The following is a 24,894-nucleotide window of genomic DNA, read 5'->3' as shown; positions in this document are numbered from 1 at the left end:
TAGACTTAGGCAAGCTTGTAAGTTATTGGAATTATTTTTAAAATAGTCTTTTGATCAAGTATGGGCGTTGAATTTCCGAAAAGTGAATGAATAATTAATCTTTATTAAGGACGTTCATGAAGTTTATTAAGAACCCTTCTTTTATCTTAATCTTTTCACTTCTATTAGGTGTTTTTCCTCAGGTCTATTTTGTAAAAAATAATCTACCTGAAATTGATTGGCGAACACCCGCTTCAACACAAAGTAGCGCTTATGAGATTTGGGGAGAGATGATGGAAGCATCTGTTGGCTATAATGCTAAAGCAATAGGTGTCAAAGGCTCTGGCCGACGCTCTATTACATGGGGGGCGGAGAAAGAAGGCTCCTCTTCGTATGTAACTAGAATTCTAGGTCCAGATGTTAGGGCATTTATGGATATTCTTCCAACTGAAGAGTCGAAGCGTCGCAAATTTTTAAAAGAATTCTTCACAAAGTGGATGAATAATACCCCAGGACAATCAAGTCGTGTATGGGTAGATGAAAATGGAACTCGCTACGATCCTGCACAAGAGCTCTTCGATGAAAAAGGGCGAAGTAAGGCCATGGATATTTCCTTTCTGAATGGTTTTAATCCAGAAGAAGCGTCTTTGGATGAACTTGAGGAAATGTGGAATGAGTGGGGAAGTAAAACAAATAACAGTCCATTTAGTTATCTTTCGCCTCTAACGAGAAGGCAATTCTTTAAAGGTGAGTTTCCACATATCGAAACAGAATTGAAACCTTACTACCGTATGGTTCCAAATATCGGTATTTTTCAAAAATATATAGATGATATCGAGCCAACTTCGGTTGGTTGGGAAATTCTATTTAAACCTCAAAAATCATATGGTGAATTTCAAGAGATGATTGCGTGGTTTAAAAAGACAATGGGAAGAAATGGAGAGTTGTTTCAGGCCCCTGGACATCAACGTATGGTCGTTCCAGTTGGGAAAAAATTTAATCGTCAAAAAGCTGCAGAACTTACTAAAGTCGCTCAGGCCCTTATTGTTCTTGAGGGAATTGCCGGGCGCTCAGGAATCGAAACGGCAGACTATAAAGAAATTCTTGATGATTGGGAAATATCAAATGGAATTATCGATGGAGAAGAAACCAATAGAGGACCTTTAAGAGTTGATTATGAAGGTCGTTTTGTAAATGATTCGATTTCAATTGAATTTCGCTCTGGAACAAAGAATGCAAGAGTCGCACGTTTTATTCAAGCCTCACTTGCTTCACGTTTTTCTCGTAATGACTTTTCTGGAATTGAAAAGATTCGCTCTTGGACTCTCATTGATGAAGAGACGATACATTATGCAGAAGCTTCCGATTTAAAGCATCGCTTTGGTCTAACTATGGAGCAAGCGAAGAGGGCCGCCGATAAACTTAATCAAGCATCCCTTGAAGGCTATAATGTCGTCCTTTGGAATTGGTATAATGAATGTCCGATTCTTGGGAAAACTAAGAAGACGATTCTTAAAAATTTAACAAGGGATTATCTCATTGATGTTGGAAGCTTAAGACATACTAATCGAGAGAACTTGAAAAAGGCCATCATCTCTTTACAAAGAGAATGGGTTGCTTCTTCAAATATCACAGAAGACATCAGAAAGTACATGATGCCGCAGAGAAGTTTTTCTGACACAGAAAACTTTCATAAATTCAAACCAGGTACGAATATGCCAATAGACGTAAATAAAGTTGATCTTGGTATTGAGTATTCTGCAAAATTTCCCCTTAAGTATCAGGGTGATTTTGCTATGATTGAAAATGAAGATGGCGGTTATAATCGCCAAAGGCTTATGGACGGTAAAATGTCATGGCTTCAAACTCGTGTGGATATGTCACCTGATGAAAAAGAAGCATACCTTGAAAAACTTGCAACTGATCTTCGTGATCGTTTAGGTGGAGAAGGGGAAGTTGAAAGACTGTATGAAGATGGGCATGGCCACGGTCTTGATATTGCTTTTAAAATCCGTGACTCTAAAGATCGATCATGGAGAGTTGAGTGGGATGGTATTGGCCGAAATTATACTCCAGCAGGTGATGTCATTATTGACTCGGTTCGAGCTGGATCTATTGAAGTTGTCACACCTAAATTTGAACCAAATATGGATGAGATGCAGGCCGTATTTGATACTTTTCAAAAGAATAATGCACTTCCATATATTAAGGCCGGTGGTGGTCACTTAAATATTAATTTAACAGTCTTTGATGGTAAGCCACATGAGTTTGCTCGCTTTCTTGCTGTCTTCAATGAGTATCGTTCTGTGATTGCATTTATGTTTCAAGATTTAAATCGTGTTAAGAGTGCGGAGCCAGTTGCTATCTCAGATGAGTTTGCACAAAAACTTGCTAATTGGAATGGGACAGAAACTGAACTAAAAAAAGCACTTTATAATGAAGGCTATTTTAATAAACGTGTTGGACGTAAGGCCCGTTACACTCACTTAGATGTTTCGGCATATTTCCAAGATGTTATCCCTGAGAAATTTATTAGTGATGATTTCGATATATCTAATCCAAAAGTTCCATGGCGTCCTGCTTTTAGAGTTAATCCGAAAATCAGAAAGGCCGAGGTTCGTTTAATGAATGCTCCTCGTGATGCTTATGAGAGTGCTCTACAAATGAAGTTATTCAGGGCCATCTTAAATAAGGCCTTAAATACAACAGATGAGATTTCAGGGGAGTTACAAAATGTAAGTCATGAAGAATATCTTAAGAATCCAGCAAGGCTTATTGAAGATCTTAAGAAAATGACAGATGACTTAGGACTTGAAATGCGAGAATATCGTCCAATTATTGGTGAAGGTCTTGCAAATGTAGAGCAGTACACAAATATGAGGTTTTATCGTCCACTTAAAGATCAGCTTGTGAATAATCCTGTTTTTGATGGTTGGGAAAAAGCTGTTAGGCCAAGAGGGAAGAACTCTGCAATAGCTTCGGAAGGAAAGGCGTATACTGGGCCGATTTATCCCGAAGCTTTAGAGTTTCAAGAGCTTCGCGTGGAATCGGCCAAACAAGGTGAGATTAATCGTGCGACACTTGATCCTAACTTCTATGGTGGAAAGCAGTTTTCACGTAAGACAAATTGTGTGGAGGCAATTAGAAAATTAATTGCAAATTAAAATGAAGCTTAAGCAAATTTATACGACATTAATCTTAGAAGATGCAAAGCATGTAAGGGAAATGTTAGAGAGCGCTGGTATCAAAGTACATTCTTCTAGTGGCCACTTGAATCAGCATATTTACTTAAACTCTGCAGCTGCCCAAGAGTATTTGATTTCTGTTGAAGAATTATATTATATCGATGCTAAGTATATCTTAGAGAAAAACGGCATCGAAGTTTTAAACCTTGAAGAAAGTAAGTCACAAAAAGAAGTGGATTATATGCACGACTCATTAAGACTTGCTATCTTTGGTATGATATTTGTTCCTGTCGTTCTGAATCTTTTATCTCTTTATAAATTCGGATTAGGAATTAAGCACAAAGAAAAATTAAAATTCTTTCGTATCACACAAATAATTATTCTCAATGTCATCGGTCTCGCATTTTGGAGTACCATGCTTTATAATAAATATTACTTATCACAGTAGTTTGTAATTGTTATTTTATTTATCTTAATAGGAAGGCCATTATCTCTTCATCAAAAGGAATCGAGGAGGAGAAATGAAGGTCCTTTTTGTCTTATTATTTTCATTTATGACATTTGCTAATCAAAAAGTTTTATCAAAGCGTACTGTTACACTACCAGTTGATATTAGTACGGCCAAACTTAAGTGGACGAGCCTTGGTTATGGTGAAACTTTCTTTGTTAAAGTTATTGTTCCGGAGCTTGCTGGTGAGACGATTATGAATCACCGTAACGTAGGTGAAGATGGACCATGTATGTTCACGTACGATACACAACACCTTGAAGATGTTATTGGCAACAACCCTGGCGTCGAAGATATTGATTTTGAAATAACTCTGACAAAGTTCTTTTCTAAAGATGCGCAAGGTCAATGTCGTGTGTCTCTTCAAGAAAATATTAACGCAAATATTCGTGGATTTAAGTTTACACACACTCTAAGTCATCAAATGCCAAATAGAGTCGGTGAGGATTGTTTCTAACGAAGGTCTTTGAATAGAAATTCAAGTCCATTTAATTTGATCTCGGCAAGCTCTTCTAGGAGTCTGCCGAGCTCTCCTTGTGGGAAGCCCTTTTGCGAAAACCACACGAGGTACTCATCAGGAAGATCAATAAGAAGTCGTCCCCTGTACTTTCCAAATGGCATCGTGGTCTGGACGAATTTTAAGAGATGTTCTTTATTAAATGCAACTTCCATATCCTTAGTATAATGGAATACACATTGACTGGCCCCTATAAACTCTGCTAAAAATGACGAATGGCAGAATTTACGCAATTGGGGCTATCCCAAACTATTGAAGAAGCTCTTTTAAAGAAGGGCTATACAAAACCAACTCAGATTCAAGCTGAAGGAATCCCAGCAGTATTAGAAGGCAAGGATCTTCTTGCGATCTCTCAGACTGGAAGTGGGAAGACTGCCGCATTTTCGACGCCTATTCTTGATTTAATCTCAAAGAGTAAGTCAAAACTTAAACCATTTCATATTAGATCACTTATTATTGCACCAACTCGCGAACTAGCGATGCAGGTCGAAGAAAGTTTTAAGGAGTATGGTAAGGGCCTAGCTCTTTCAACTCTTGCTGTTTATGGTGGAAGTGCAAAAAAGTTACAAGTTCAAAAGCTTACGAAGGGGATTCAGATCCTCGTTGCAACTCCAGGACGCTTAGTTGATCTTATAAGAGATGAAAAAATCTTTTTAGATGAAGTAACGCACTTAGTTCTTGATGAAGCAGATCGTATGTTAGATATGGGCTTTAAGGATGATCTTGAATTTGTATTAAAGAGACTTCCTGAAAGTAAGCAGTGCCTTTTCTTTTCTGCTACGATGGCCAAAGAAGTAGAAGCTATTGCAAATAAACTTTTACAGAATCCTCATAAAATTGAAATTGCACCTGTTAAAGCAAGGCATGAGGGGATTCGTCAGATGGCCTATCTCGTCGAAGAAGAAAGAAAAGCTGACTTCCTATTAAAGTTTTTAAAAGATCGCCAAGTAAAAAGTATCATTGTCTTTGTAAAAACAAAGTCAGATGCCAATAAGCTTGAGAGGCATTTAAAAGCAAATCAAATAAAAGCATGTGCCATTCATGGTGATCGAGACCAGCGCCAGAGAATCTATAACTTAAAAGAATTTCAAAAAGGTAATATGCATGTTCTTGTTGCTACAGATATTGCGGCAAGAGGGCTTGATATCGATGGCGTAGGATATGTATTAAACTTTAGTCTTCCACAACAAGTTGAAAATTACACTCACCGTATTGGGCGCACTGGACGTGGGGGAAGAAGAGGTATTGCTATCTCTTATATCTCACCAAGTGAAGAAAAATATTTTAAAAGAATTCAAAAAGAACTTGGACTTGATATCCATATAAAAGGGCCTACTAAGTAGGCCCTTTTTTTATGCAATTTTATGAAAATTATTTTTCGATATTTGCACCAACAACAGCTGCCATTTGCATCATGTTGATCGTTTCACCTTCCTTCATATTACGAAGGTCAGTTACTTTACCAGACTTTGAAGTCGAGTGTGTGTGCTTAAAGATTGAAAGAAGAGTTGCATCAGCTACGATGAACTTACCTGCGTTCTCTGGCTTTCCATTTTCAGTCTTAGTTTGAAGACCTTTTTCTTTAATATAATCCCACAGTCTTTTAGTGATTTCAGTTCTTGGCAGTTCTGTCTCACCAAGCATTGCTGCTAAGTCTGATTTTAGTTTTACTGGTTTTTTTAATCCTTTTTCTTCACTCATAATTTAATCCTTTAATTAGTGTCTCTAATAATTGTTTAGGAAAAGACTTTCTTTGTACAGAAAAATCAATTACCCATCAAGTCTATCATCTGCGATATGAGTATTTAAATCCTCAATAACAGATAATTCAACTATATTTGATGCCTTATCCAATAGAATAAGACAGTCTTTACTTAAATTAAGAAGGTGTAGCTTCTTACCTTGCTGTGCGTAGCGCTCAGTAATATTCTGTAGGGCCTCAATACCAGAGTGATCCCAAACACGTGAGTTGTCAAAATCAATATACACATGCTCTTTGTCATCTTTAAAATCAAAAAGATCTTTAAATGATGTTACTGAACCAAAAAATAGTGGGCCATCTAATTCATAGATTGTCTTGTCGTCTTCATCTCTTTTCTTTGCATGCATTGTCTTTCCGTGCTCCCAAGCAAATACAAGAGCAGAAACAATAATACCAACTAGTACTGCAACAGCTAGGTCCGCTAAGATTGTCACGACAGAAACAAGAATAATAACTAAGAAGTCTGAAAGTGGAACTTTCTTAAATAGACGTAAGCTTGACCATTCAAATGTTCCAATAACAACCATAAACATTACACCAACAAGTGCTCCAAGAGGAATCATCTCAATCAAAGGTGCACCAAAAAGTACAAATCCTAGTAGTAAGATTGCCGCCGTGATACCTGAGAAGCGACCTCGACCTCCACCACGGATATTAATCATTGATTGACCGATCATGGCACAACCACCCATTCCACCAAAGAATCCGTTTACTAAGTTGGCAAGACCTTGACCAACTGATTCACGGTTACCTTGACCTCTAGTATCTGTAAGTTCATCAACTAATTGTAGTGTCATTAGTGATTCAATTAGACCAACTGCTGCTGCAAGGAATGCATATGGAAGAATTAGCTTTAGATTATCCATTGTTAATTCAACGTATGGAATTTTAAATGTTGGAAGACCTGCTGCAATTGTTGTGATTGTCTTATCTTGGTCTTGAACAAAATCAAGTACAGTTCTAACAAGGCCTGGATTTGCTTCATTTAAGAAGTAGCCAATAACAGTAGACGCGACGATACCAACGAGTGTTGCCGGTACGGCCTTTGTTAGTTTTGGTAGGAAAACACTGATCCCCATTGTTAAAGCGATCAATCCACACATTACCAGAAGTTGAGTTGAAGCAAGAAGTTCTCCACCAACCGTAAATTGAGAAAATTGAGCACGGAAGATAATGATAGCAAGACCATTAACAAATCCAAGCATTACTGGATGAGGAACGAGACGAATAAATTTTCCAAGTTTTAGTAATCCAAAAATAATTTGGATTAGTCCCATTATAATTACGGCCGCAAAAAGATAGCTTAATGCATTTTCCATTGCCGCATCAAAAGTCATTCCACTATCTTTGCTCATTTCCATTACTTTATAAACAAGGGGAGCAAAAATAACTGCAACGGCACCTGTCGCACCAGAAATCATTCCTGGACGTCCGCCAAAAATTGCTGTGATAAGTCCCATCATAAAGGCCGCATAAAGACCAACCTTTGGATGAACACCTGCTACGAAAGCAAATGCGATGGCCTCAGGAACAAGTGCTAAAGCAACTGTTAGTCCTGAAAGAAAATCATTTTTTAAGTTCTCTGGTTTCTTGATTGTTAAATCGATAAAACGATTTTTAAGCGAAGCACTCACATCTTCACTATGCTTGATTTTATCAGCTGACATGTCTCTCTTCCTATTTAAGTGTAAGGCTAAATACTATAGTATTTGACGCAACATTTAAAGGTTTTGTTCATTAAATCAAATTATCTTTTCGTTAAAATCACAATAAAAATTATTATTCACGGCGAATTGACCAATTCTCCACAAACTTTACGCTACAAAATTCCATAATAGGCATGTGGTTATCACACAACTACTACATGGAGACTTATTTATGAAAACTTTTATTGTGAACGAAATCAATCCAATGAGCTTCTCTCAAATAGAGGTGGACCGCCCAAAAGCAAAGGGACGAGATCTCCTCATTGAGGTTAAGTCTGTCTCACTTGGCTCATATGATAATGAAATGAGACCAACACATATGGGAAAGACATTGGGCTTTGATGCTTCAGGTATTGTGACAGAAGTTGGTGAAGGCGTTCAAGATTTTAAAGTTGGTGATGAAGTTTATTACACTAGTGATATGAAAAGAAGTGGTACTAATTCAGAATTTCAAATTGTGGATGAGAGACTTGTTTCACATAAGCCGAGTAATCTAAACTTTGCACAAGCGGCAACGCTTCCTTTAGCATCAATTATGGCCTTTGATAGTCTATTTGATAAATTACAAGTTGATCCCGAACGTAGTCGTGGGCAAACAATTTTAATTATCGATGGAGGCAATAGTATTGGTGCCATGGCCACGCAACTGGCCAGAAAAATAACGAATTTAACAATTATTACGACTGCTGATGATATGGAAACGAAGGAGTTTTCAAAGAAGATGGGAGCAGACTTGACCATTAATAGCTCCCTTCCAATTGCTACACAATTAAAGCGAATGGGAATTGATAAAGTTGACTATATTCTTTGTGCTAGCTCTCCGAATCAATACATTCGTAGGCTAAGGGCAATAGTAAGTAAGAAAACTCGTATGGTATCTCTTTTTTCGACTCGAGATGAATTTTTACCTAACGATTTTGTGAGCGCTTTACCAGAAGTTGAGCAAGAGTTTGTTTTAGTTTCTTCAAGTGGAATAGTTGATCATGAAGAATACGGAAATTACTTAAGAGAGGTGACTCATTTAGTTGAAGCTGGGGCGCTTAAGCCTCTTGTTGCAATGGACTTAGGTGAGATCTCTACTGAAACACTAGAGAAAGGACATGGGCTGATTAATCAACGAGATGTTCTTGGAAATATAAGCTTAAGTTTTTAAGCCTCATCAAAACTCCTCCAGGTTTTGTCCGGCCTCTACTCTTCAATTTTATTAAAAGGAGGCCGGTTTTTTTCAAATAGACTTCGATGTGATTTCATTTATAATGATCTCTATGGAAAATAAAATTGATGTATCAGACAAAGTTAAGCAGGCATATGACATTGCAATTAAAGCGCGCTCAAATGCACATGCTCCGTATTCAAAATTTCAAGTAGGTTCGGCCTTAAAACTAAACGGTATTGATGATCCAATCCCAGGTTGTAATGTTGAAAATGCTAGCTACGGTGGAACAATTTGTGCGGAAAGGGGAAGTGTTCTATCAAGTGTTGCACAATTTGGTAAGAAGGATTTCGAATTTATCGTAGTTGTGACAGACCAAGAAGAGCCAGCAGTTCCTTGTGCTTTTTGCCTTCAAGTCATGTCTGAATTTGTAAAGGCAGACTTTCCTGTTTATCTAGGAAATCTAAAAGGAATTACGAAAAAAGTTCTATTTAAAGAACTTCTTCCGCATCCATTTACTGAATTTACTGTTTAGTTTTAGCTACGAGAAAAAACACTTTTGGTATGGGCACTATAGATTTCGAGATCATTGAGATCTTTTAGTTGCCCAATAAGCTTCTTGTCGTCACTATCTGGAAGATCGTTTTCTAAAATCGTAAAGAAAGACTGGCGATCACTTGCTTCAAATGAAGCCTTTTGAACTACACGGTATAGGTCTTCTCTTGTATTATTAGAAACTTCAATTAATTTATGTAAAACGAAGCTAGAAAGGTGTTTAAAGTTTTGAGTAACTTTAGATTTCATTGCTTCTTTATCAATGACGAGATCTTCTACAGTGCTATTCATACGCTCAATTGAATAGAGTAGGATTCCAAACATATCAGGTAGAAAGAACCTTTCAGCACTTGAGTGGCTGATATCTCTTTCATGCCAAAGCAGGCAGTTATCCATTGCTACTTGGTTATATGTTCTAAGCATTCTTGCCATTCCTGTAAGGTTCTCACTTGAGATAGGATTTTTCTTGTGTGGCATTGTCGATGAACCTTTTTGACCTTTTTTAAAGCCTTCAAAAACTTCTGCAACATCAGAGTGTTGAAGATGGCGAATCTCGACACATAGTCTTTCTAAGGCGCAGCCAAATAGTGAGATAATTGTCGTTAGCTTTGCAATGCGATCGCGAGGAATGACTTGTGTTGAAACAGGTTCAACTTTTAGTCCAAGAAAGTTTAAAACTTCAGCTTCAATTGCCGGAGTTAAAATAGTGTAATTTCCAACTGCACCTGAGATTTGGCCTGTCAGTTCGTTGTCATAAAAATCTTTGAGATCACTGTAGCGTCTTTTGAACTCACAAAGATGTCCTCTCAGTTTTTGGCCAAAACTCATTGGCTCTGCAAAGATACCGTGAGAGCGTCCAATGCAGATTGTTTCCATATGCTCATTTGATTTTTCATCGAGTGTTTTAATAAGCATTTCAAAAGCTGGTAGAATACGATTAAGTGTTTCTTTTATTTGAAGTGTTAGAGCTGTATCAATGATGTCGGATGAAGTGACTCCAAAGTGAAAATACTTTCCTTCATTAGTCTCTAGTTGCTCAGTAATTGAAGTACAAAAGGCAATAACATCATGTCTTGTTTCACGTTCGATCTCCTTGATTCGCTCAGGATTAACAGTCACAAGATTTAACTTATTTGAAAATGCTTCTTTTATAATTCCGGCATTCTCAAGGGCCTTTGTCAGTGCAATTTCGACTTCAAGAAATTTTTCAAATTTAAATTGCTCGCTCCAAATTTCACTAATCTCTTTCTTTTCGTATCTTTCAATCATAAGTCTTCCAGTTAATTAAAATATAAATCCAACTCCAAGCTGAGCACTTACCCAACTCGCTGATGCTTCAGTCGTAATTGTTTCATCCGAGCTTTCTAATGCCATTAGGTTATAAATAAATCGTGCAGAGAAGTGTAGGCCACTACTTACTCGATAAATTAGGCCATAGCTAGCATTAAAGCCAAACCCTGATAATTCAGTACCGAAAGCCTCTGAGTCACTTATATTATAAGTAAGATGTGCCTGAATTTCATCGTAAATAGACTTAATATTGATGAAGTCGTTGATTAGGATTGAGCGTCTACTTAGCCCTGCTCCGACTGAGTAAACACTTAGGCTTGCATCAAGATTATCAAATTGTGTTACACTCGCAACATCAAGTGTATTAAGAGCGCCGTAGAGATTTAGTGAATACCTTTCGCTGTAAAATGTAATTGTACCACTGATTGTATTTGTCGAAGCAAATTCACTTAAGTTTGTAATTCCACCATAATTAAATTCAAGTGAGAAATTATCATCTTTGATATTATAGCGTGAAAGTTCATAGCCATAATCTTCATCAGTGATATTGATATCTTCAAAACTTGTTAAGTCTTGTGCAAAACTAGTTGTGGCTAGTGTTAATAAAAGTAGAGTAGAGATAAAACTTAATTTTTTCATTATTGTCCTCCTCCCTTAATAATGGCCTTATCAAAGGCTTGGTCAGGAAGATTTTCTAGACCTACAATTTGGGCCAGTTCAACTCTCTTGGCCAGGTATTGAAATTTAATAATCGACTCTCTCGTTAGTGAGTCAAAGTAGTCCTGCATCGCTAATTGGTACTCAAGATAACGTGTCTTACGATTTGTATATTGATAAAGAGCTGTCTCCATTCTCTTTTTTAACGAGTCATTACGGGATTTAATAATATTTAGATGCTCAACTGCAGAGTTTAAAAAGTTGAAGATATTAACAATGGCCTCTTCAACCTTTCTTCTTGTAAGACTTAAATCATACATGGCCTTTTCTTTTTCTAGCCTTGCATTTGCAAGTTTTCTACGATTAAAAAGTCCACCGTCCCCAAAGATTGTCCAACTTGCGTTTAAGCTGGCCACAAGATCAATATTTGAATTACCAACTGATGTCGTGTAGTAGTCATTTGTTACAGAGCTGCCGTCAAAAATTTGAGAGTAAGTTCCAAAATTTACTGTGATTTTTGGAAGAGGAAGATTATCTCTAACTGCTATTTCATACTCGCGGTTTTTAATATTTCTTTCGACTTTCTTATCAAGAATAAATGGTGAAACTTTTCTCGCTGTAGCGATGGCATTGTCTCTGCTATAAGTCGACTTTTCGTATTGATAATCGTCTTTGATGAAATAAAGTGTTCCCGGAGGATCATTTAAACGTTTGGCCATATCTTCTGAAGCGATATTTTCATTTGTCTTAGCGTCAGTATAGGCTTCTTGAGCTCTTAAGTACTCTGAGCGAGATTGGTAGTACTCGTGTTTTGTAATTTTCTTTTGTAATACTTTTTCTCGGTTCATACGGTAAACAAGAGTAGCGCGTTGAAGGTATTGGCGAGCAATGATCTTCAAGTCTTTAGCGTGAATCAGTCTTACATATTCACGAACGAGTTCCTGTTTAAACTCACGAAGTGTTTCTTTGTCGCGGTCAATTTGACGCTCAAGTGATTCTTTTTCATTCTTATAATTAAGGTAGTCCTTACCCCAATTGAAAAGCGTATATTCTCCAAGCTCCAGTCCAACACTTCCGCTCGCTGTACGAGGTAGGCGAGTTAAGTCATTACTTCCACTCTTAAGTGTTCCAATTCGCTGTGGGTTTAGTTGCAAGTTAATTTTTGGATTAGGCGTCCAGAACTCTTCTTTTGTATCCTTTAATCTATTTTTTAGAATCTCAATATTTTTGCGACGGATAACATTGTCTTGGTAGCTTCTCATTCCTTGCTCGATTACTGTTCCAATATCGAGTGGACGATAAGCATTTTCATCAACTTTATCTTCACTGGCCTCTTGGATAAAGATTTCAGGAGATTGTTCTAATGCATAAGAAAAGCTTGATAGAAATAGGTAGGCGCAAACAAAGCCTATTGTTTTAGTCATAAGTGAAGTCCCTCTCATTTAGCTAATTGCTAATTTTGTGCGTCTGCTAAAATTATGACTTGCGTGATATGAGATGGCAACACTTGCTCGCTAGAGAGTCAATCCTGGACATCCACGGCGAACAATTTGTTCTTCGAGCTTAATAACTTTCAAGTTCGTAATCTTTAATTCTTGGATGACGCGGTATTGATTGTCTCTTAGCTTTGAGGAAATCGACTTTTTATTATCAGGTGTCGTCTTTAGAAGATTTTTATTTCGATCTAAGAGAAAAAGCAGTCTTTGACGGTGTTCAACTTTTTCTTGTCTTTGGTTCATTAGTGAGTCGCAACGACGAGAAATACTTGGGTCAGTAATAATTGAATCGGAAATAGTTTGCGCATTAAGTCTATTCTCAATTGAGGCCGTATAAATAAAAACAATGGCACTGAGTGTTAAGGCGAAGTATTTCATGAGATTTATGATATCACACTTTGCAAGTATCACAGGTATTTGTTATTATTTACTGTCAAAAAGGTAAATAATGAACTTAAAAGCTTTGGTATTAATACCATCAAGATTCGCCTCGACTCGTTTCCCCGGAAAACCTCTAGCAAATATCGCCGGCAAGGCAATGGTCTCTCATGTTTATGATGGATGTGCTGGTATTGTTGAAAATTTTCCTGGTTCAAAAGTTTGTGTCGTTACGGATAATGATGAAATTGAAAAAATGTTAAATGAGTCTGGCCGCAATGTGGTTCGAGTCGATGATGATGTTCCGTCGGGAAGTGAAAGAATCTTCTTGGCCTACGATCGTTTTTTTAAAGATGAAAAGTATGACTTCGTTATCAATGTGCAAGGTGATGAGCCATTGATCAAAGCTGACTTACTAACTGAACTATTGCGAATTCATAATTCTCAAAATTTTGATGTAGCGACTGTTATAAAAGAGATGTCGATTGATAATGATCATGAGGATTACTTAAATCCAAATAAGGTGAAGGCCGTCTTTTCAAAAGAGAAAAATATTTGCCATTACTTTACAAGAAGCCCTCATCCATTCAATCGTCAAAAGACACCGGGGCTAAACTGGTATTTACATATTGGTATCTATTCATTCAAACCAGAAGTCCTTAAGAATTTCTGCTCTCTAGGTGAGTCGACTAATGAGAAGATTGAATGTTTAGAGCAATTAAGACTACTTGATAACGGCTACACAATTGGTGCCGCAATTACAGATATGACATTATGTGGAGTTGATACTCCGGAAGATATTCCATTCGTGGAGGGAGTGATAAATGGCAAATAGCCAAAAGAAGTATATTTTCATTACTGGTGGAGTTACAAGTTCTCTTGGAAAAGGCTTAGCAGCTGCTTCAATTGCATCTTTACTAGAAAGACGTGGAATTCGCATTAATATGCTTAAGATGGATCCGTATATCAATGTTGACCCAGGGACAATGAGTCCGACTCAACACGGAGAAGTTTTTGTAACGGACGATGGTGCTGAAACAGATCTCGATCTTGGTCACTATGAAAGATTCACTTCTTTAACACTTTCAAAACAATCAAACTTTACGACAGGTCAAGTTTACCTAGAGGTAATTGAGAAAGAAAGAGAAGGGAAGTATCTTGGTAAGACGGTTCAAGTTGTTCCTCACATCACGGATGAAATTAAACGTCGTATTCATATTGCAGCAGAGGATGCAGATATTCTAATCGGAGAAATCGGTGGAACTATTGGAGATATTGAATCTCTTCCATATGTTGAATCAATTAGACAATTTGCTCATGACGTTGGACAAGAGAATGTTTTATTTGTTCACCTTGTTTTAATTCCTTATTTATCTGCAGCGGGAGAGTTAAAGTCCAAACCAGCTCAACACTCAGTTAAAGAGCTTCGTTCACAAGGTCTATTCCCACATATTATTATTTGTCGCAGTGATCGTGAGATTGATCAGTCGATTATGGATAAAATCTCACTATTTTGTAACGTACCAAAAGACAATGTATTCCAATCTTTAGACTTGGATTCAATTTATAAAGTACCACTTAACTTCCATTCTCAAGGGCTAGATGAAAAGATCACAAAGATCTTAGGGATTTGGTCTTCATCGCCAAAGATTGATGACCTTGAAAAGGTTGCATATAACTTCGATCATCCACTAAGAGAGGTTAAGATTGGTGTTGTTGGAAAGTATACGGAATTAGTAGAGTCGTACAAGTCTCTGGATGAGGCCTTAAGACACGGGGCACTTGCTCATCAGCTAAAGCTTGTTCCTGTATATGTTGACTCGGAAGATATTGAAAAAGAAGGAGCAGATAAGCTTCTTAAAGATGTACAAGGTATTCTTGTACCAGGTGGTTTTGGAGAGCGTGGTACGGAAGGGAAAATTTCGGCCATTCGTTTTGCTCGTGAAAATAAAGTTCCATTCTTTGGAATATGTCTAGGAATGCAGCTTGCAATTATTGAATATGCTAGAAATATTTGTGGATTAACAGATGCTACATCAGAAGAATTTAATGCTGGTGGAGATCTTTTAGTTCACTATATGGAAGGTCAAACTCGCGATGGTGCTAAAGGTGGAAGTATGCGCCTTGGTAGCTATGAGTGTGAGCTTCTTGATGGAAGTCGCGCAAGACAGATGTATGGTGAAAAACTAATTCATGAAAGACACCGCCATCGTCTAGAAGTTAACAACTTCTATGTTGAACAATTAAAAGAGTGTGGTCTTGTTATTAGTGGAAAGAATCCTGAACTTAACCTCGTTGAAACAATTGAGATTAAGGATCATCCTTTCTTCTTTGCGTGTCAGTACCACCCGGAGTTTAAATCGAGGCCATATGCGGCCCACCCAGTATTTAGTGAATTTATTAAAGAGGCAGATAAATATGGAAAATAAAAAATTTGATCTATTCATGGGGACTTGTGTAATCGAGTCTGAACAAATGTGTATGGATGTTTGTGGACGTCTTTTGGAAATGCTTGAGCCTGTAAAGGATGAAATCAACTTTTCTTATAAAGGGAGTTTTGATAAGGCAAACCGCTCATCAATCGATTCTTTCAGAGGTCCTGGACTTGAAAAAGGTCTTCAAATTCTTGAAAAAGTGAAGAAGCAATATGGTGTGCAATTAATCACAGACTTTCACACTGCTGAACAAGCCGATACTGTTGCAAGTGTTGTTGATACAATTCAAATTCCAGCATTTCTTTGTCGTCAAACAGATATGATCTTAGCAGGTGCTGAAGCTTGTAAGAGATACGACGCTCAACTTAAGATTAAAAAAGGACAATTCCTATCTCCTGAAGAGACTGGAAATATCGTTAAGAAGGCCGAAGAGTTTATTTCAAAGGATAAGATCCTCTTAACTGAGAGGGGAACATCTTTTGGTTACAATAATCTTATTGTAGATATGGCAAGTTTCCAAATCATGAAGTCTTTTGGTGTTCGTGCAATTCACGACGCTACTCATTGTGTTCAAAGACCTGGAGGTCTAGGGACTTCAACTGGTGGAAAGCGTGAGCAGATTCTAACTCTTGCTCAAGCGGCCGTGGCAGCAGGTGCAGACGGAATCTTTATGGAAGTACATCCGAATCCAAGTGAAGCTAAGTCTGATGCGGCCACAAGCCTGCCTCTAGACCAAGCGGGTGTTATTATCCAAAGACTATTAAGAATTAGAAACGCTATTATGGAATAATTAATGGATTTATTTACAAAAGCTCAAAAATATAAAGAAAAATTAAAAGATATTAAAGTACTCGCTTTTGATATTGATGGAGTTCTAACTCCAGGTCATGTTTGGTACCAAGATGATGAAATGGGCTTTAATCGCTCATCACATACTTCGGATGGCTATGCTTTAAAACTACTTATGAAAGCAGGATTTAAAGTTGGTGTTATTTCTGGAGGTGCATCAAAAGGTGTTCAAGAGCGTTTTGTGAATAACTTAAAACTTGATTTTGCCTTCTTGGGTGACGAGGATAAAAGAGTCGCATTTAAAAAAGTCTTAGATCTTGGATTCAAACAAGAAGAAGTACTTTTTATGGGGGATGAATTCTTTGATGTTCCTCTACTAAAAGCAGCAGGATTTGCTGCAACAACGCCACATGCATCTCACGAGATTCAAATGTATTGTGACTATGTAACGCAAAGAGAAGGTGGACACGGTGCTGTTAGAGAAGTTATTGATATCTTCCGCTATGTCCATGGCATCGTTCCTGAAGTTTTAGACTTTGACGGAAGTCCTATTGATTTTAAGGATACATGGCCAAAGTAGGAGTTGATTAGTATGGATTTAACAAAACTAAAGGCCTTATTGGATGACCAATATGAGTGGCCAGCAGTCTATAATTTTAAGTTTATTGGAAATGAGACAAATCGTGATGAGTTAATCATGGCCGTAGGAGAAAAGCCTCACCATGAAAAACCATCTAAAACAGGCAAGTACATCTCTTTCACATTCAATGTAAAGTGCAATAGTTCTGATGAAGTGTTAACGATTTATGAAAGAGTCGGGCGCCTACATGGTATACTAGCACTATGACAAAAGATAACTTTGAATATAAAACAGCTCTCGTTGTTGGAGCTGGTGCTTTCGGAACTTCGATTGCATCAATTCTGGCAAATAAATTTGAAAATGTAATTTTAAAGGTACGCTCAGAAGATATCTATAAAGATATTAATGAGGACCGTATCAATTCTGTCTATCTTCCTGGTATTAAGCTTGACGCTAATATTAAGGCAATCCTTGATTGGAGTGAGCTAGATCCTAGTGAAGAAGATAGTTTAGAGCTTATTGTTTCAGGGTTACCTACTCACGGAATTAGAACTTTCTTTAGTGAAAACCTTGTTCGCTTTAATAGCTACCTTGGTAAAGGCATTCCTTTAATTAGTCTTTCAAAAGGGATTGATCCTGATACTCTTGAGTTAAGTGATGATCTACTAAATGATTTCTTTCCGCATTATCGTGACAATATCACATTCTTATCTGGCCCAAGTTTCGCAAAAGAAATTATGGAAAAACAGATTACTCTTGTCACAATCGCAGGACGATCTAAAAAAGTGTTAATGGATGTTGCCACTAAATTAGAAACTCCATATTTTAAGGCCCTGCCAAATTACGATATAAAAGGTGTCCTTCTAGGTGGTGCTCTTAAAAACGTTTTGGCCATTGCTGGTGGTATCGTTGAAGGCCTAGGCTACAATCACAATACGCGTGCCGCTATGATTACTCGTGGAATCGTCGAAATGCTACGCTTTGGTAAGGTATTTAACGCTCGTCCTGAAACATTTTATGGCCTAAGTGGAATGGGGGATCTCATTCTAACAACAACAGGTGGACTGTCTCGTAACAAAACTTTTGGACTTGAGATCGCTAAGGGGAGAAAGCCTCTTGATATTATCAATTCACAACGTACAGTTGTTGAAGGTTATAAGACGACAAAAGCGGCTTTCTTACTAGCTGAGAAATATGAAATTCGCGCACGAATTTTTAAAGGACTTTATGAAGTTCTATACAATGATGCAAACGTTGAAGAAGTTCTAAGTCAACTAATGCAGGCACCTATTAAGTTTGAAATCGACTAAGATTTAATTGGAAAGAGCACTGTAAAAGTTGTTCCCTTATCTACCATACTATCAACTTCGATTGATGCCTTCATTTTTTGTGCAGAGTGCTTTGCAATGGCAAGTCCTAGGCCTGTTCCACCAGTATTGATACTACGAGATTGATCAACACGATAGAAGCGTTCAAAGATTCTTGCGATTTTATCATTTGGTATGCCAACACCTTCATCAGTAATTGCAATATAACGATGATTTTCTCTTTGACCACTTTCAATAGTAATTTGGGTATTTTCTCGCGAGTACTTAATCGCATTTGATACGAGGTTCGAAATACAGTGATATAGTAGCTTTCCATTAGCAACGATTGTATCAGCTCCCGTATTTGAGTAATTTACACTCATATTCTTTGCATTTATTTTGAGCTGTTGATCATTAATGAGAGCATTAATAAACGAAGGAAGATTAATTTCTTCTACTTCAATTTTTCCTTCATTTTCAATCTTTGATAGTGAAAGAATTCCATTGATTAACTCATCAAGGCGATCAACATTTTGAATAACAATATCCATAATCTCTTGTTGATCTTCGTCTGTATTAATGGACTTTAGAGTTTGAGTATAGCCTTTAATCGATGTCAGAGGTGTCTTAATCTCATGTGAAACATTTTCAAAGAAGTCACGTCTCATATTATTTACGTCTTGAAGTTTTGTAATATCACTAAAGTAGAAAAGAATCTCTTTGTCTTTATTCTTAGATTCAATATCGCTAATCTTTAACTGGAATGAGTTTGTTTTCCCACTAACTTTTGTTAAGGCGATTTGAGTATTATGGATCAGATTGGCCTGGTAACCATTCTTTCTTATAAGATTAATAAAGTCATAGTCTCTAATTATACTAATAAGTTCTACGCCTCGATATCGTCCATTAAAAGGTGCAAAAGATTTCTTAAATGCATTATTACAGAAAATAACTCTGCCCTTACTATCAGTTACAACGACAGGGTCATCTATTGAGTTAATAATGACTGAATAATACTGTTTTGTATTAAAGAGATCTCTTTGAAGCTTTCGTCTCTTATTGAAGTTCTTAATAGACTTAGACTCAATATAATCCCAGTAATCACGACTATCAGTAGTATCAATAACTCCTTTCATTCTAAAAATATGAAAGAGGTCGTATAGAGGAGTAAAATAGTGGCGGAAGAGAAAGAATTGTCCTGCAATAAAGAGAATTCCTAAGATTCCCATCGCCATAAAGAGTTTGGAAAAGACTTCTGATGAAATTAGTTTTAGTGCATCAGACTCAATCCTTAAAAAGAGAGTATAGCTCTTTCCTTTTGAGTGAAGTACACGGTGATGATAGATATATCGATCATCACTATCATATTCGCCAATAATAATATTTTTAAAATCCTCAATCTTAAAGCTTGGGGCCGCACATCTAATCGTACGATTTGCATTTAAAATATAAAATTGTGTTCTCTTTGTTTGTTTGTCACACATTTTTGCAATACCATCTTGGCGTAGCGACTGTAATTCCTGATCTACGATCGAGTGAATAAAGTTATCTTTAAAGTTTATGATAAAGAATGTGCCCAGAAAGAGTAGGGATAAACAAAAGATTAGCGTTTGATAAAAGATGATATCATTTAGAAACTTTATTTTAAGGAAGTTAAAAAAGTTATTCTTCACTCTTTACTCGATATCCTATCCCGCGAACTGTTTCAACAACTTTTGATTTACTTCCAAGCTTCTTACGAAGAGCAAAAACATGAGTGTCAACAGTGCGGTCTGTAACATAAATATTTTCACCTTTGATAAGATCAACGATTTGTTTACGTGTAAAAACCTTACCTGGAGAAGAGATTAGGACACAAAGAATTTTAAATTCAGAAACTGTCAGCTTAATTTCTTTTTCATCAATAATAGTTTTTACTCCATCGACATCAACTTTTATTCCCATATGGTTATATGTGTTCTTTTTGTTGATTGGAGAGCTTGTGTGATGACTTTCAACTCGTCGTTTTAGACTGCTTACTCTTGCCTTTAGAATTCCAATATCAAAAGGCTTCGTAATATAGTCATCAGCACCGGCATCAAGTCCTTCAATAATGGATTCGCTAGAAGTTAAGGCAGTAACAAAAAGAATTCCTACATTCTTAAGCTTCTTAGTATTTCGAATATACTGACAAATTTGTACACCACTAAGGTCCGGCAGCATGCGATCCAAAACAAAAAGCTCGTACTGATTATTCTCAATAGCAGTGATGGCATCATTACCTGTATTTGCCATGTCATAATCAATGCCTATGGCCTTAAGGTTTACCCCAATTAGTTTTGCGATTGATTGTTCGTCCTCTACAATTAGTGCTTTCATTATTTGCCTTATTGATCCTCTGTATGTCTTACGTCTTTACCTGACTCTAAGAAGATTATATCTTCACAAATATTTGTTGCGTGATCACCACATCTTTCAAATATTTTCGAAACACGAATGACAGCAAAACCTTCATCAACTTCTGCCTTTCCATCTTTAAGAAGTTGATAAAACTTCTTCACTAGATCTCTATGAAGAGAGTTAACTTCGTGATCGGCCTTGATTACATCTGTTGCCATTTGAATATTGTTAGAAGCAAAGGCAATTAAACTCTTTCTTACCATCTCAAAAACTTCTGCTTGAATGATGCTGCAATGTTTTTCTCTATTTGAAATTCGCATTAAGTAGCGCTTTAGGTTAACTGCTTCATCTCCGAGTCTTTCAAGTTCAGAGTTGATCTTCATGATGGCCAATGCCGTTCTAAGATCAATTGCAGTAGGCGACTTAAGAGCGATAAATTTAAATACATGATCATCCACAAGCTTATGAAATTCATTGATTTCATTTTCAAGCTCATAAAGATTTTCCATTGTTGATTTTTCATCAACTGCAACATGTAGAATCTTTTCTACAATTGCGGCCATTTCTGTAATATCTTTTCTTAGTGTTTCAACAGTCAATTCCATTGAATGCTCCTTAGCCAAAACGGCCAGTGATATAATCTTCAGTTTTCTTTTCTTTTGGGTTGGTAAAGACATCACTACTTAGTCCATGCTCAATAAGCTCTCCAAGGATAAAGAAACTTGTATAGTCTGCAATACGTGCTGCCTGCTGCATATTGTGTGTAACAACGATTACCGTATAGTCTTTCTTTAGTTCACTCATAAGATCTTCGATCTTTCCGGTCGCAATTGGATCAAGGGCCGATGTCGGCTCATCCATTAATACGATTGGCGGGTTTGTCGCTAGTGTTCTAGCAATACAGAGTCTCTGTTGCTGACCACCTGATAGTGAAGTTCCTTCTTGATGAAGTTTATCTTTTACTTCATTCCATAAGGCCGCTTTCGTTAGACAATTATAGGCGATTTCATCGAGTTCACTTTTTTTCTTCTTTCCCCAAAGTCTTGGCCCGATGACAACATTGTCATAGATACTCATGGCCGCAAATGGGTTAGGCTTTTGAAAAACCATTCCAATTTTTCTGCGAATTTCAACAGGATCGGCAGATGGAGCGTAGATGTCATTTCCTTCAAGAATAACCTCTCCTGAAACACGTGCACCTTCGACTTCTTCATGAATACGATTTAGGGTTCTAATATAAGTTGATTTACCACAACCTGAAGGGCCAATAATCGCATTGACAGTATTCTTATGGTACTTAAGATCAATACCTTTTACAGCGTGAAAGTCTCCAAACCATGCTTGAATATTTTTTACATCTAATATGATATCGCTATTTGCCATTATGATTTCCTCACAAAGAATTTCTTAAGCTTCTTTGAATTGAATAAGAATTTTGCACTTAAGTTCAGTCCAAGAACAATAATAATTAGGGTGAATGAACCGGCCCAAGCTTGTTGTTGCCATTCTTTATATGGACTGATTGCGTAGTTATAAATTTGTACCGGAAGTGAGGCCATTGGACCTGTTACATTGTAGCTCATGTACATGCTTCCAAATGCCGTAAATAATAGGGGGGCTGTTTCTCCGGCCGCACGTGATATTGCTAGTATTACACCTGTCATGAGAGAGTTTCTTGATCCTTTAAGAATAATATTGAAGATAACTCGCCATCTTGGAAGTCCAAGAGCAAGTCCTGCTTCTCTAACATGCCTAGGGATTAGCTTTAAGATTTCCTCTGTTGTTCTAGTCACAATAGGAAGAATAATAATACTTAGAGCAAATGCTCCGGCCAGTGCTGAAAATGATTTAAAGCTTACAACAAATATTAGATAAGAAAAGATACCAACTACAATTGAAGGCACGCCTGTTAAAAGATCGATTGTAAATCTAAGGGCCGTTGCAATTTTACTTTTCCCGTATTCACTCAAGTAGACACCACATAGTGTTCCAACTGGAACCGCAATTAGTGAACCTATTGATACCATAATAAGAGTACCTAGGATGGCATGTCTCATACCACCACCGATTTCTCCAACTGGTTTAGGATCATTTAAAAAGAAGTCTAAACTTATTGAAGTTGAACCTTTTTGAAGAAGGAAAATAAAAACTAAAATTAACGGTAGAATCACTAATAAAGCAGAAAGAACTAACAGTCCCTTAAAAATTAGATTCTTTATGACACGACTTTTTGAGAGTTTCACTTTGATGCTCCCTTTGTTTGCTTCCATACAATTGTACGTGCTACTAAGTTAACTACAAAAGTAACGACAAATAAGAGAAGTCCAACGAGGCATAGAGCGGATAAGTGTAGATCACTTTCTGCTTCTGCATATTCATTTGCCATAACTGAGGCCATTGTTGAAGCTGGAGCAAAGATTGATTTAGTGATTTGAGGAGTGTTACCAATAACCATGGCCACGGCCATTGTTTCTCCAAGGGCGCGTCCTAAACCTAGAACTAGTGCTCCTACCATTCCTGAAAAGCTTGGCCTTAAAACTGCAATTTTAATCATCTCAAATTTTGTGGCCCCAAGCCCTAGGGCAGCTTCTTTGTGGAGTATATTAACTGAACGAAATACCTCTCGTGCAACAGATGTGATAGTTGGGATAATCATAATGGCCAAAATAATTGAGGCCGTAAGAATACCAATCCCAAAGCTTGGGCCTTGGAAAAAAGGTAAAAATCCAAATACTGCCTTTAGGGCAGGAGTTAGAAGGTCTTTAACAAAAGGAGCTAAGTAGTAGAGGCCCCATAAACCAAAAATGATACTTGGAACGGCCGCAATAAGTTCAACAAAAGTTCCTAGAATACTTGAAATTGATTTAGGTAAATATTCTGTAATAAAGAGGGCCACTGCAATACTAACAGGACCTGCAATTAGAAGGGCAAGAAGTGAAGTAACAACAGTACCAAAGATAAATGGAAGTGCCCCAAACTCGTCATCAATTGGATTCCAGAAATCATCGAAAATAAATTTAAATCCAAACTCACTAAATGCTTCACGACTGGCATAGAAAAGCTGACCAATCATAAGTATCAGTAGAATAATGACAATAAGTGAAAAAAAGCGAAGTGTTATATAGGCCAACTTATCCTGTTTTGAAGGAGAAATTGGCCCTAATTTTTTAAGTAGGTTCATTAAAGAGATTTTACCCTTTCTAATACCTTTTTGGAAAGTTCAGTTGGTAGGGGAGCATAGTAAAGTTCTTTAGCATAACTTTGGCCTTTACTAATTGCCCATTCAACGAATTTGTAAATCTCAACTCTTTTCTGGTCTTTTTCTACCATTGGTAGAAGGATATACGTCAGAGCACTGATAGGATATGAGTCTTTAGCGCTGCTGTTAATAAGTGAACCTGTTAACTCTTTTCCAGTTGTTTTAAACTCTTTAGCTGAAGCTGATACGGCCTCAACAGTTGGATTGATAAAGATACCAGACTTATTCTTAAGGGCCACTGTCTTAATATTATTCTTTCTAGCGTGAGCAAGATCCATATATGTGATTGAACCCTTAGTGTTGCTTACAATTGAAGTTACACCATCATTTCCTTTTGCTCCAACTCCAGTTGGCCAACGAAGTGATTTACCCGTACCAACTCTTTGCTTCCACTCTGTGCTGACTTCCACAAGGTAGTCTGCAAAGTTCTTCGTTGTACCTGATCCGTCTGCACGACGAACAACAAGAATGTCATCAGATGGTAGAGTTACACCAGGGTTAAGAGCTGCAATTTGCTCAGCATTCCACTTTGTAATTTTACCTAAGTAGATATCTGCAAGTGTTGCACCATCAAGCTTAAGCTCATCTGGAATTTGTGGGTGATTATAAGCAATGGCAACGGCGCCAAGAACCATCGGAACGTGTAGAACTGGCCATTTTGCTTTCTTCTTATCTTTTTCTTTCATTGGTGCGTCTGATGCACCAAAATCAACAGTCTCTTTTAAAAGTTGGCGTATACCACCACCTGAACCAATTGGTTGGTAATTGAATTGAATTTCTGGATGAATTTTCGAGTATTCAGAAAACCATTTTGAGTAAATAGCATATGGAAACGATGCTCCGGCCGCGTTGATCTTTAAAGCGAAAGTACTTGAACTCGCCAGCAGTAGGCAAAGTGCAATTATTCTCTTAATCATGTGTGTCTCCTAAATTCAGTGTTTTCTTGAATTTAGCACATG

At 37.2% G+C, this 24,894-nt stretch carries 26 protein-coding genes; 12 read left to right on the top strand and 14 right to left on the bottom strand.

Going from position 1 to position 24,894, the window contains the following annotated elements:
• The first annotated feature begins 116 nt into the window (after positions 1–116).
• The 3 genes from ACMAYS_RS04575 (at position 117) to ACMAYS_RS04565 (ending at position 4,129) form a co-directional block, all read left to right on the top strand.
• On the top strand, positions 117–3,143 hold the full coding sequence (locus tag ACMAYS_RS04575) for a hypothetical protein (protein WP_412462821.1): 3,027 nt from the start codon (positions 117–119) through the stop codon (positions 3,141–3,143).
• A complete protein-coding gene (locus tag ACMAYS_RS04570) occupies positions 3,133–3,612 on the top strand; it encodes a hypothetical protein (protein ID WP_146037758.1) in 480 nt (159 codons plus the stop codon). Before ACMAYS_RS04575 ends, ACMAYS_RS04570 begins: the two co-directional genes overlap by 11 nt.
• A gap of 73 nt (positions 3,613–3,685) precedes the next feature.
• Complete coding sequence (locus ACMAYS_RS04565; RefSeq protein WP_392991300.1) at positions 3,686–4,129, top strand: hypothetical protein; 444 nt, start codon at positions 3,686–3,688, stop codon at positions 4,127–4,129.
• Here the strand turns inward: ACMAYS_RS04565 and ACMAYS_RS04560 are convergent.
• Positions 4,126–4,344, bottom strand: coding sequence for a DUF3820 family protein (locus ACMAYS_RS04560; protein ID WP_103216703.1), 219 nt, complete (start codon positions 4,342–4,344; stop codon positions 4,126–4,128). The two genes, ACMAYS_RS04565 and ACMAYS_RS04560, sit on opposite strands and share 4 nt — an antisense overlap.
• Before the next feature lie 60 nt (positions 4,345–4,404).
• Here ACMAYS_RS04560 and ACMAYS_RS04555 point away from each other — a divergent pair, with 60 nt between their 5' ends.
• On the top strand, positions 4,405–5,532 hold the full coding sequence (locus ACMAYS_RS04555; RefSeq protein WP_412462820.1) for a DEAD/DEAH box helicase: 1,128 nt from the start codon (positions 4,405–4,407) through the stop codon (positions 5,530–5,532).
• 28 nt (positions 5,533–5,560) lie between these two features.
• Here the strand turns inward: ACMAYS_RS04555 and ACMAYS_RS04550 are convergent, their stop codons facing one another.
• The gene (locus ACMAYS_RS04550; protein ID WP_103216705.1) at positions 5,561–5,890 is read right to left on the bottom strand and encodes an SWIB/MDM2 domain-containing protein; all 330 of its coding nucleotides are present in this window, start codon (positions 5,888–5,890) and stop codon (positions 5,561–5,563) included.
• A gap of 69 nt (positions 5,891–5,959) precedes the next feature.
• Positions 5,960–7,618, bottom strand: coding sequence for a SulP family inorganic anion transporter (locus ACMAYS_RS04545; protein ID WP_103216706.1), 1,659 nt, complete (start codon positions 7,616–7,618; stop codon positions 5,960–5,962).
• A 211-nt stretch (positions 7,619–7,829) separates the two neighbouring features.
• On the opposite strand from ACMAYS_RS04545, the gene ACMAYS_RS04540 reads away from it, so the two are divergent.
• Positions 7,830–8,810 carry an alcohol dehydrogenase catalytic domain-containing protein gene (locus ACMAYS_RS04540; protein ID WP_412462819.1) on the top strand — a complete coding sequence of 327 codons (981 nt, stop codon included), beginning with the start codon at positions 7,830–7,832 and terminating at the stop codon, positions 8,808–8,810.
• Between the two features lie 112 nt (positions 8,811–8,922).
• The gene (cdd, locus tag ACMAYS_RS04535) at positions 8,923–9,345 is read left to right on the top strand and encodes a cytidine deaminase (RefSeq protein WP_103216946.1); all 423 of its coding nucleotides are present in this window, start codon (positions 8,923–8,925) and stop codon (positions 9,343–9,345) included.
• Between the two features lie 2 nt (positions 9,346–9,347).
• Here the strand turns inward: cdd and purB are convergent, their stop codons facing one another.
• The 4 genes from purB to ACMAYS_RS04515 form a co-directional block, all read right to left on the bottom strand.
• Positions 9,348–10,634, bottom strand: coding sequence for an adenylosuccinate lyase (gene purB / locus ACMAYS_RS04530; protein ID WP_392991307.1), 1,287 nt, complete (start codon positions 10,632–10,634; stop codon positions 9,348–9,350).
• A gap of 15 nt (positions 10,635–10,649) precedes the next feature.
• On the bottom strand, positions 10,650–11,294 hold the full coding sequence (locus ACMAYS_RS04525; RefSeq protein WP_412462818.1) for a hypothetical protein: 645 nt from the start codon (positions 11,292–11,294) through the stop codon (positions 10,650–10,652).
• Positions 11,294–12,736 (bottom strand): TolC family protein, encoded by a 1,443-nt coding sequence (locus tag ACMAYS_RS04520; RefSeq protein ID WP_392991311.1) that lies wholly within the window; start codon positions 12,734–12,736, stop codon positions 11,294–11,296. Before ACMAYS_RS04520 ends, ACMAYS_RS04525 begins: the two co-directional genes overlap by 1 nt.
• A gap of 90 nt (positions 12,737–12,826) precedes the next feature.
• Complete coding sequence (locus ACMAYS_RS04515; protein WP_103216711.1) at positions 12,827–13,186, bottom strand: hypothetical protein; 360 nt, start codon at positions 13,184–13,186, stop codon at positions 12,827–12,829.
• Positions 13,187–13,256: 70 nt separating this feature from the next.
• Between ACMAYS_RS04515 and ACMAYS_RS04510 the strand changes: the two genes are divergently transcribed.
• From ACMAYS_RS04510 to ACMAYS_RS04485, 6 genes are read left to right on the top strand one after another with little or no spacing between them, the layout of a single operon-like run.
• Positions 13,257–14,021: a 3-deoxy-manno-octulosonate cytidylyltransferase gene (locus ACMAYS_RS04510; RefSeq protein WP_103216712.1), complete on the top strand. Its 765-nt coding sequence runs from the start codon at positions 13,257–13,259 to the stop codon at positions 14,019–14,021.
• Entirely contained in the window at positions 14,011–15,615 is a 1,605-nt protein-coding gene (locus ACMAYS_RS04505) for a CTP synthase (RefSeq protein WP_103216713.1), read from the top strand. The genes ACMAYS_RS04510 and ACMAYS_RS04505 overlap by 11 nt, the downstream gene beginning before the upstream one ends.
• Positions 15,605–16,411 carry a 3-deoxy-8-phosphooctulonate synthase gene (gene kdsA, locus ACMAYS_RS04500; RefSeq protein WP_412462817.1) on the top strand — a complete coding sequence of 269 codons (807 nt, stop codon included), beginning with the start codon at positions 15,605–15,607 and terminating at the stop codon, positions 16,409–16,411. The genes ACMAYS_RS04505 and kdsA overlap by 11 nt, the downstream gene beginning before the upstream one ends.
• 3 nt (positions 16,412–16,414) lie before the next feature.
• Positions 16,415–16,990: a KdsC family phosphatase gene (locus ACMAYS_RS04495; protein ID WP_103216715.1), complete on the top strand. Its 576-nt coding sequence runs from the start codon at positions 16,415–16,417 to the stop codon at positions 16,988–16,990.
• A gap of 12 nt (positions 16,991–17,002) precedes the next feature.
• Positions 17,003–17,257 carry a DUF493 family protein gene (locus ACMAYS_RS04490; protein ID WP_233189678.1) on the top strand — a complete coding sequence of 85 codons (255 nt, stop codon included), beginning with the start codon at positions 17,003–17,005 and terminating at the stop codon, positions 17,255–17,257.
• The gene (locus ACMAYS_RS04485; RefSeq protein ID WP_103216717.1) at positions 17,254–18,300 is read left to right on the top strand and encodes an NAD(P)H-dependent glycerol-3-phosphate dehydrogenase; all 1,047 of its coding nucleotides are present in this window, start codon (positions 17,254–17,256) and stop codon (positions 18,298–18,300) included. Before ACMAYS_RS04490 ends, ACMAYS_RS04485 begins: the two co-directional genes overlap by 4 nt.
• Here ACMAYS_RS04485 and ACMAYS_RS04480 read toward each other — a convergent pair.
• Genes ACMAYS_RS04480 through pstS form a run of 7 tightly spaced genes read right to left on the bottom strand, consistent with a single transcriptional unit; the run spans position 18,297 to position 24,852 of the window.
• Positions 18,297–19,970, bottom strand: coding sequence for an ATP-binding protein (locus ACMAYS_RS04480; RefSeq protein WP_412462816.1), 1,674 nt, complete (start codon positions 19,968–19,970; stop codon positions 18,297–18,299). The genes ACMAYS_RS04485 and ACMAYS_RS04480 overlap by 4 nt on opposite strands.
• Positions 19,960–20,655, bottom strand: coding sequence for a response regulator transcription factor (locus ACMAYS_RS04475; protein ID WP_412462815.1), 696 nt, complete (start codon positions 20,653–20,655; stop codon positions 19,960–19,962). The genes ACMAYS_RS04480 and ACMAYS_RS04475 overlap by 11 nt, the downstream gene beginning before the upstream one ends.
• Positions 20,656–20,663: 8 nt before the next feature.
• Positions 20,664–21,281: a phosphate signaling complex protein PhoU gene (gene phoU, locus ACMAYS_RS04470; protein ID WP_392991318.1), complete on the bottom strand. Its 618-nt coding sequence runs from the start codon at positions 21,279–21,281 to the stop codon at positions 20,664–20,666.
• A 10-nt stretch (positions 21,282–21,291) separates the two neighbouring features.
• On the bottom strand, positions 21,292–22,059 hold the full coding sequence (gene pstB, locus ACMAYS_RS04465; RefSeq protein WP_103216721.1) for a phosphate ABC transporter ATP-binding protein PstB: 768 nt from the start codon (positions 22,057–22,059) through the stop codon (positions 21,292–21,294).
• Complete coding sequence (pstA, locus tag ACMAYS_RS04460) at positions 22,059–22,919, bottom strand: phosphate ABC transporter permease PstA (protein ID WP_103216722.1); 861 nt, start codon at positions 22,917–22,919, stop codon at positions 22,059–22,061. The genes pstB and pstA overlap by 1 nt, the downstream gene beginning before the upstream one ends.
• Positions 22,916–23,857, bottom strand: coding sequence for a phosphate ABC transporter permease subunit PstC (gene pstC / locus ACMAYS_RS04455; protein WP_103216723.1), 942 nt, complete (start codon positions 23,855–23,857; stop codon positions 22,916–22,918). Before pstC ends, pstA begins: the two co-directional genes overlap by 4 nt.
• A complete protein-coding gene (gene pstS / locus ACMAYS_RS04450) occupies positions 23,857–24,852 on the bottom strand; it encodes a phosphate ABC transporter substrate-binding protein PstS (RefSeq protein WP_103216724.1) in 996 nt (331 codons plus the stop codon). The genes pstC and pstS overlap by 1 nt, the downstream gene beginning before the upstream one ends.
• Between the last annotated feature and the right edge of the window lie 42 nt (positions 24,853–24,894).

The organism is Halobacteriovorax sp. RT-2-6 (assembly GCF_047085025.1).
Classification (GTDB): Bacteria; Bdellovibrionota; Bacteriovoracia; order Bacteriovoracales; family Bacteriovoracaceae; genus Halobacteriovorax_A.
Note: the sequence above shows the minus strand (reverse complement) of the source record. Positions and strands in the feature narration are given on the sequence as shown.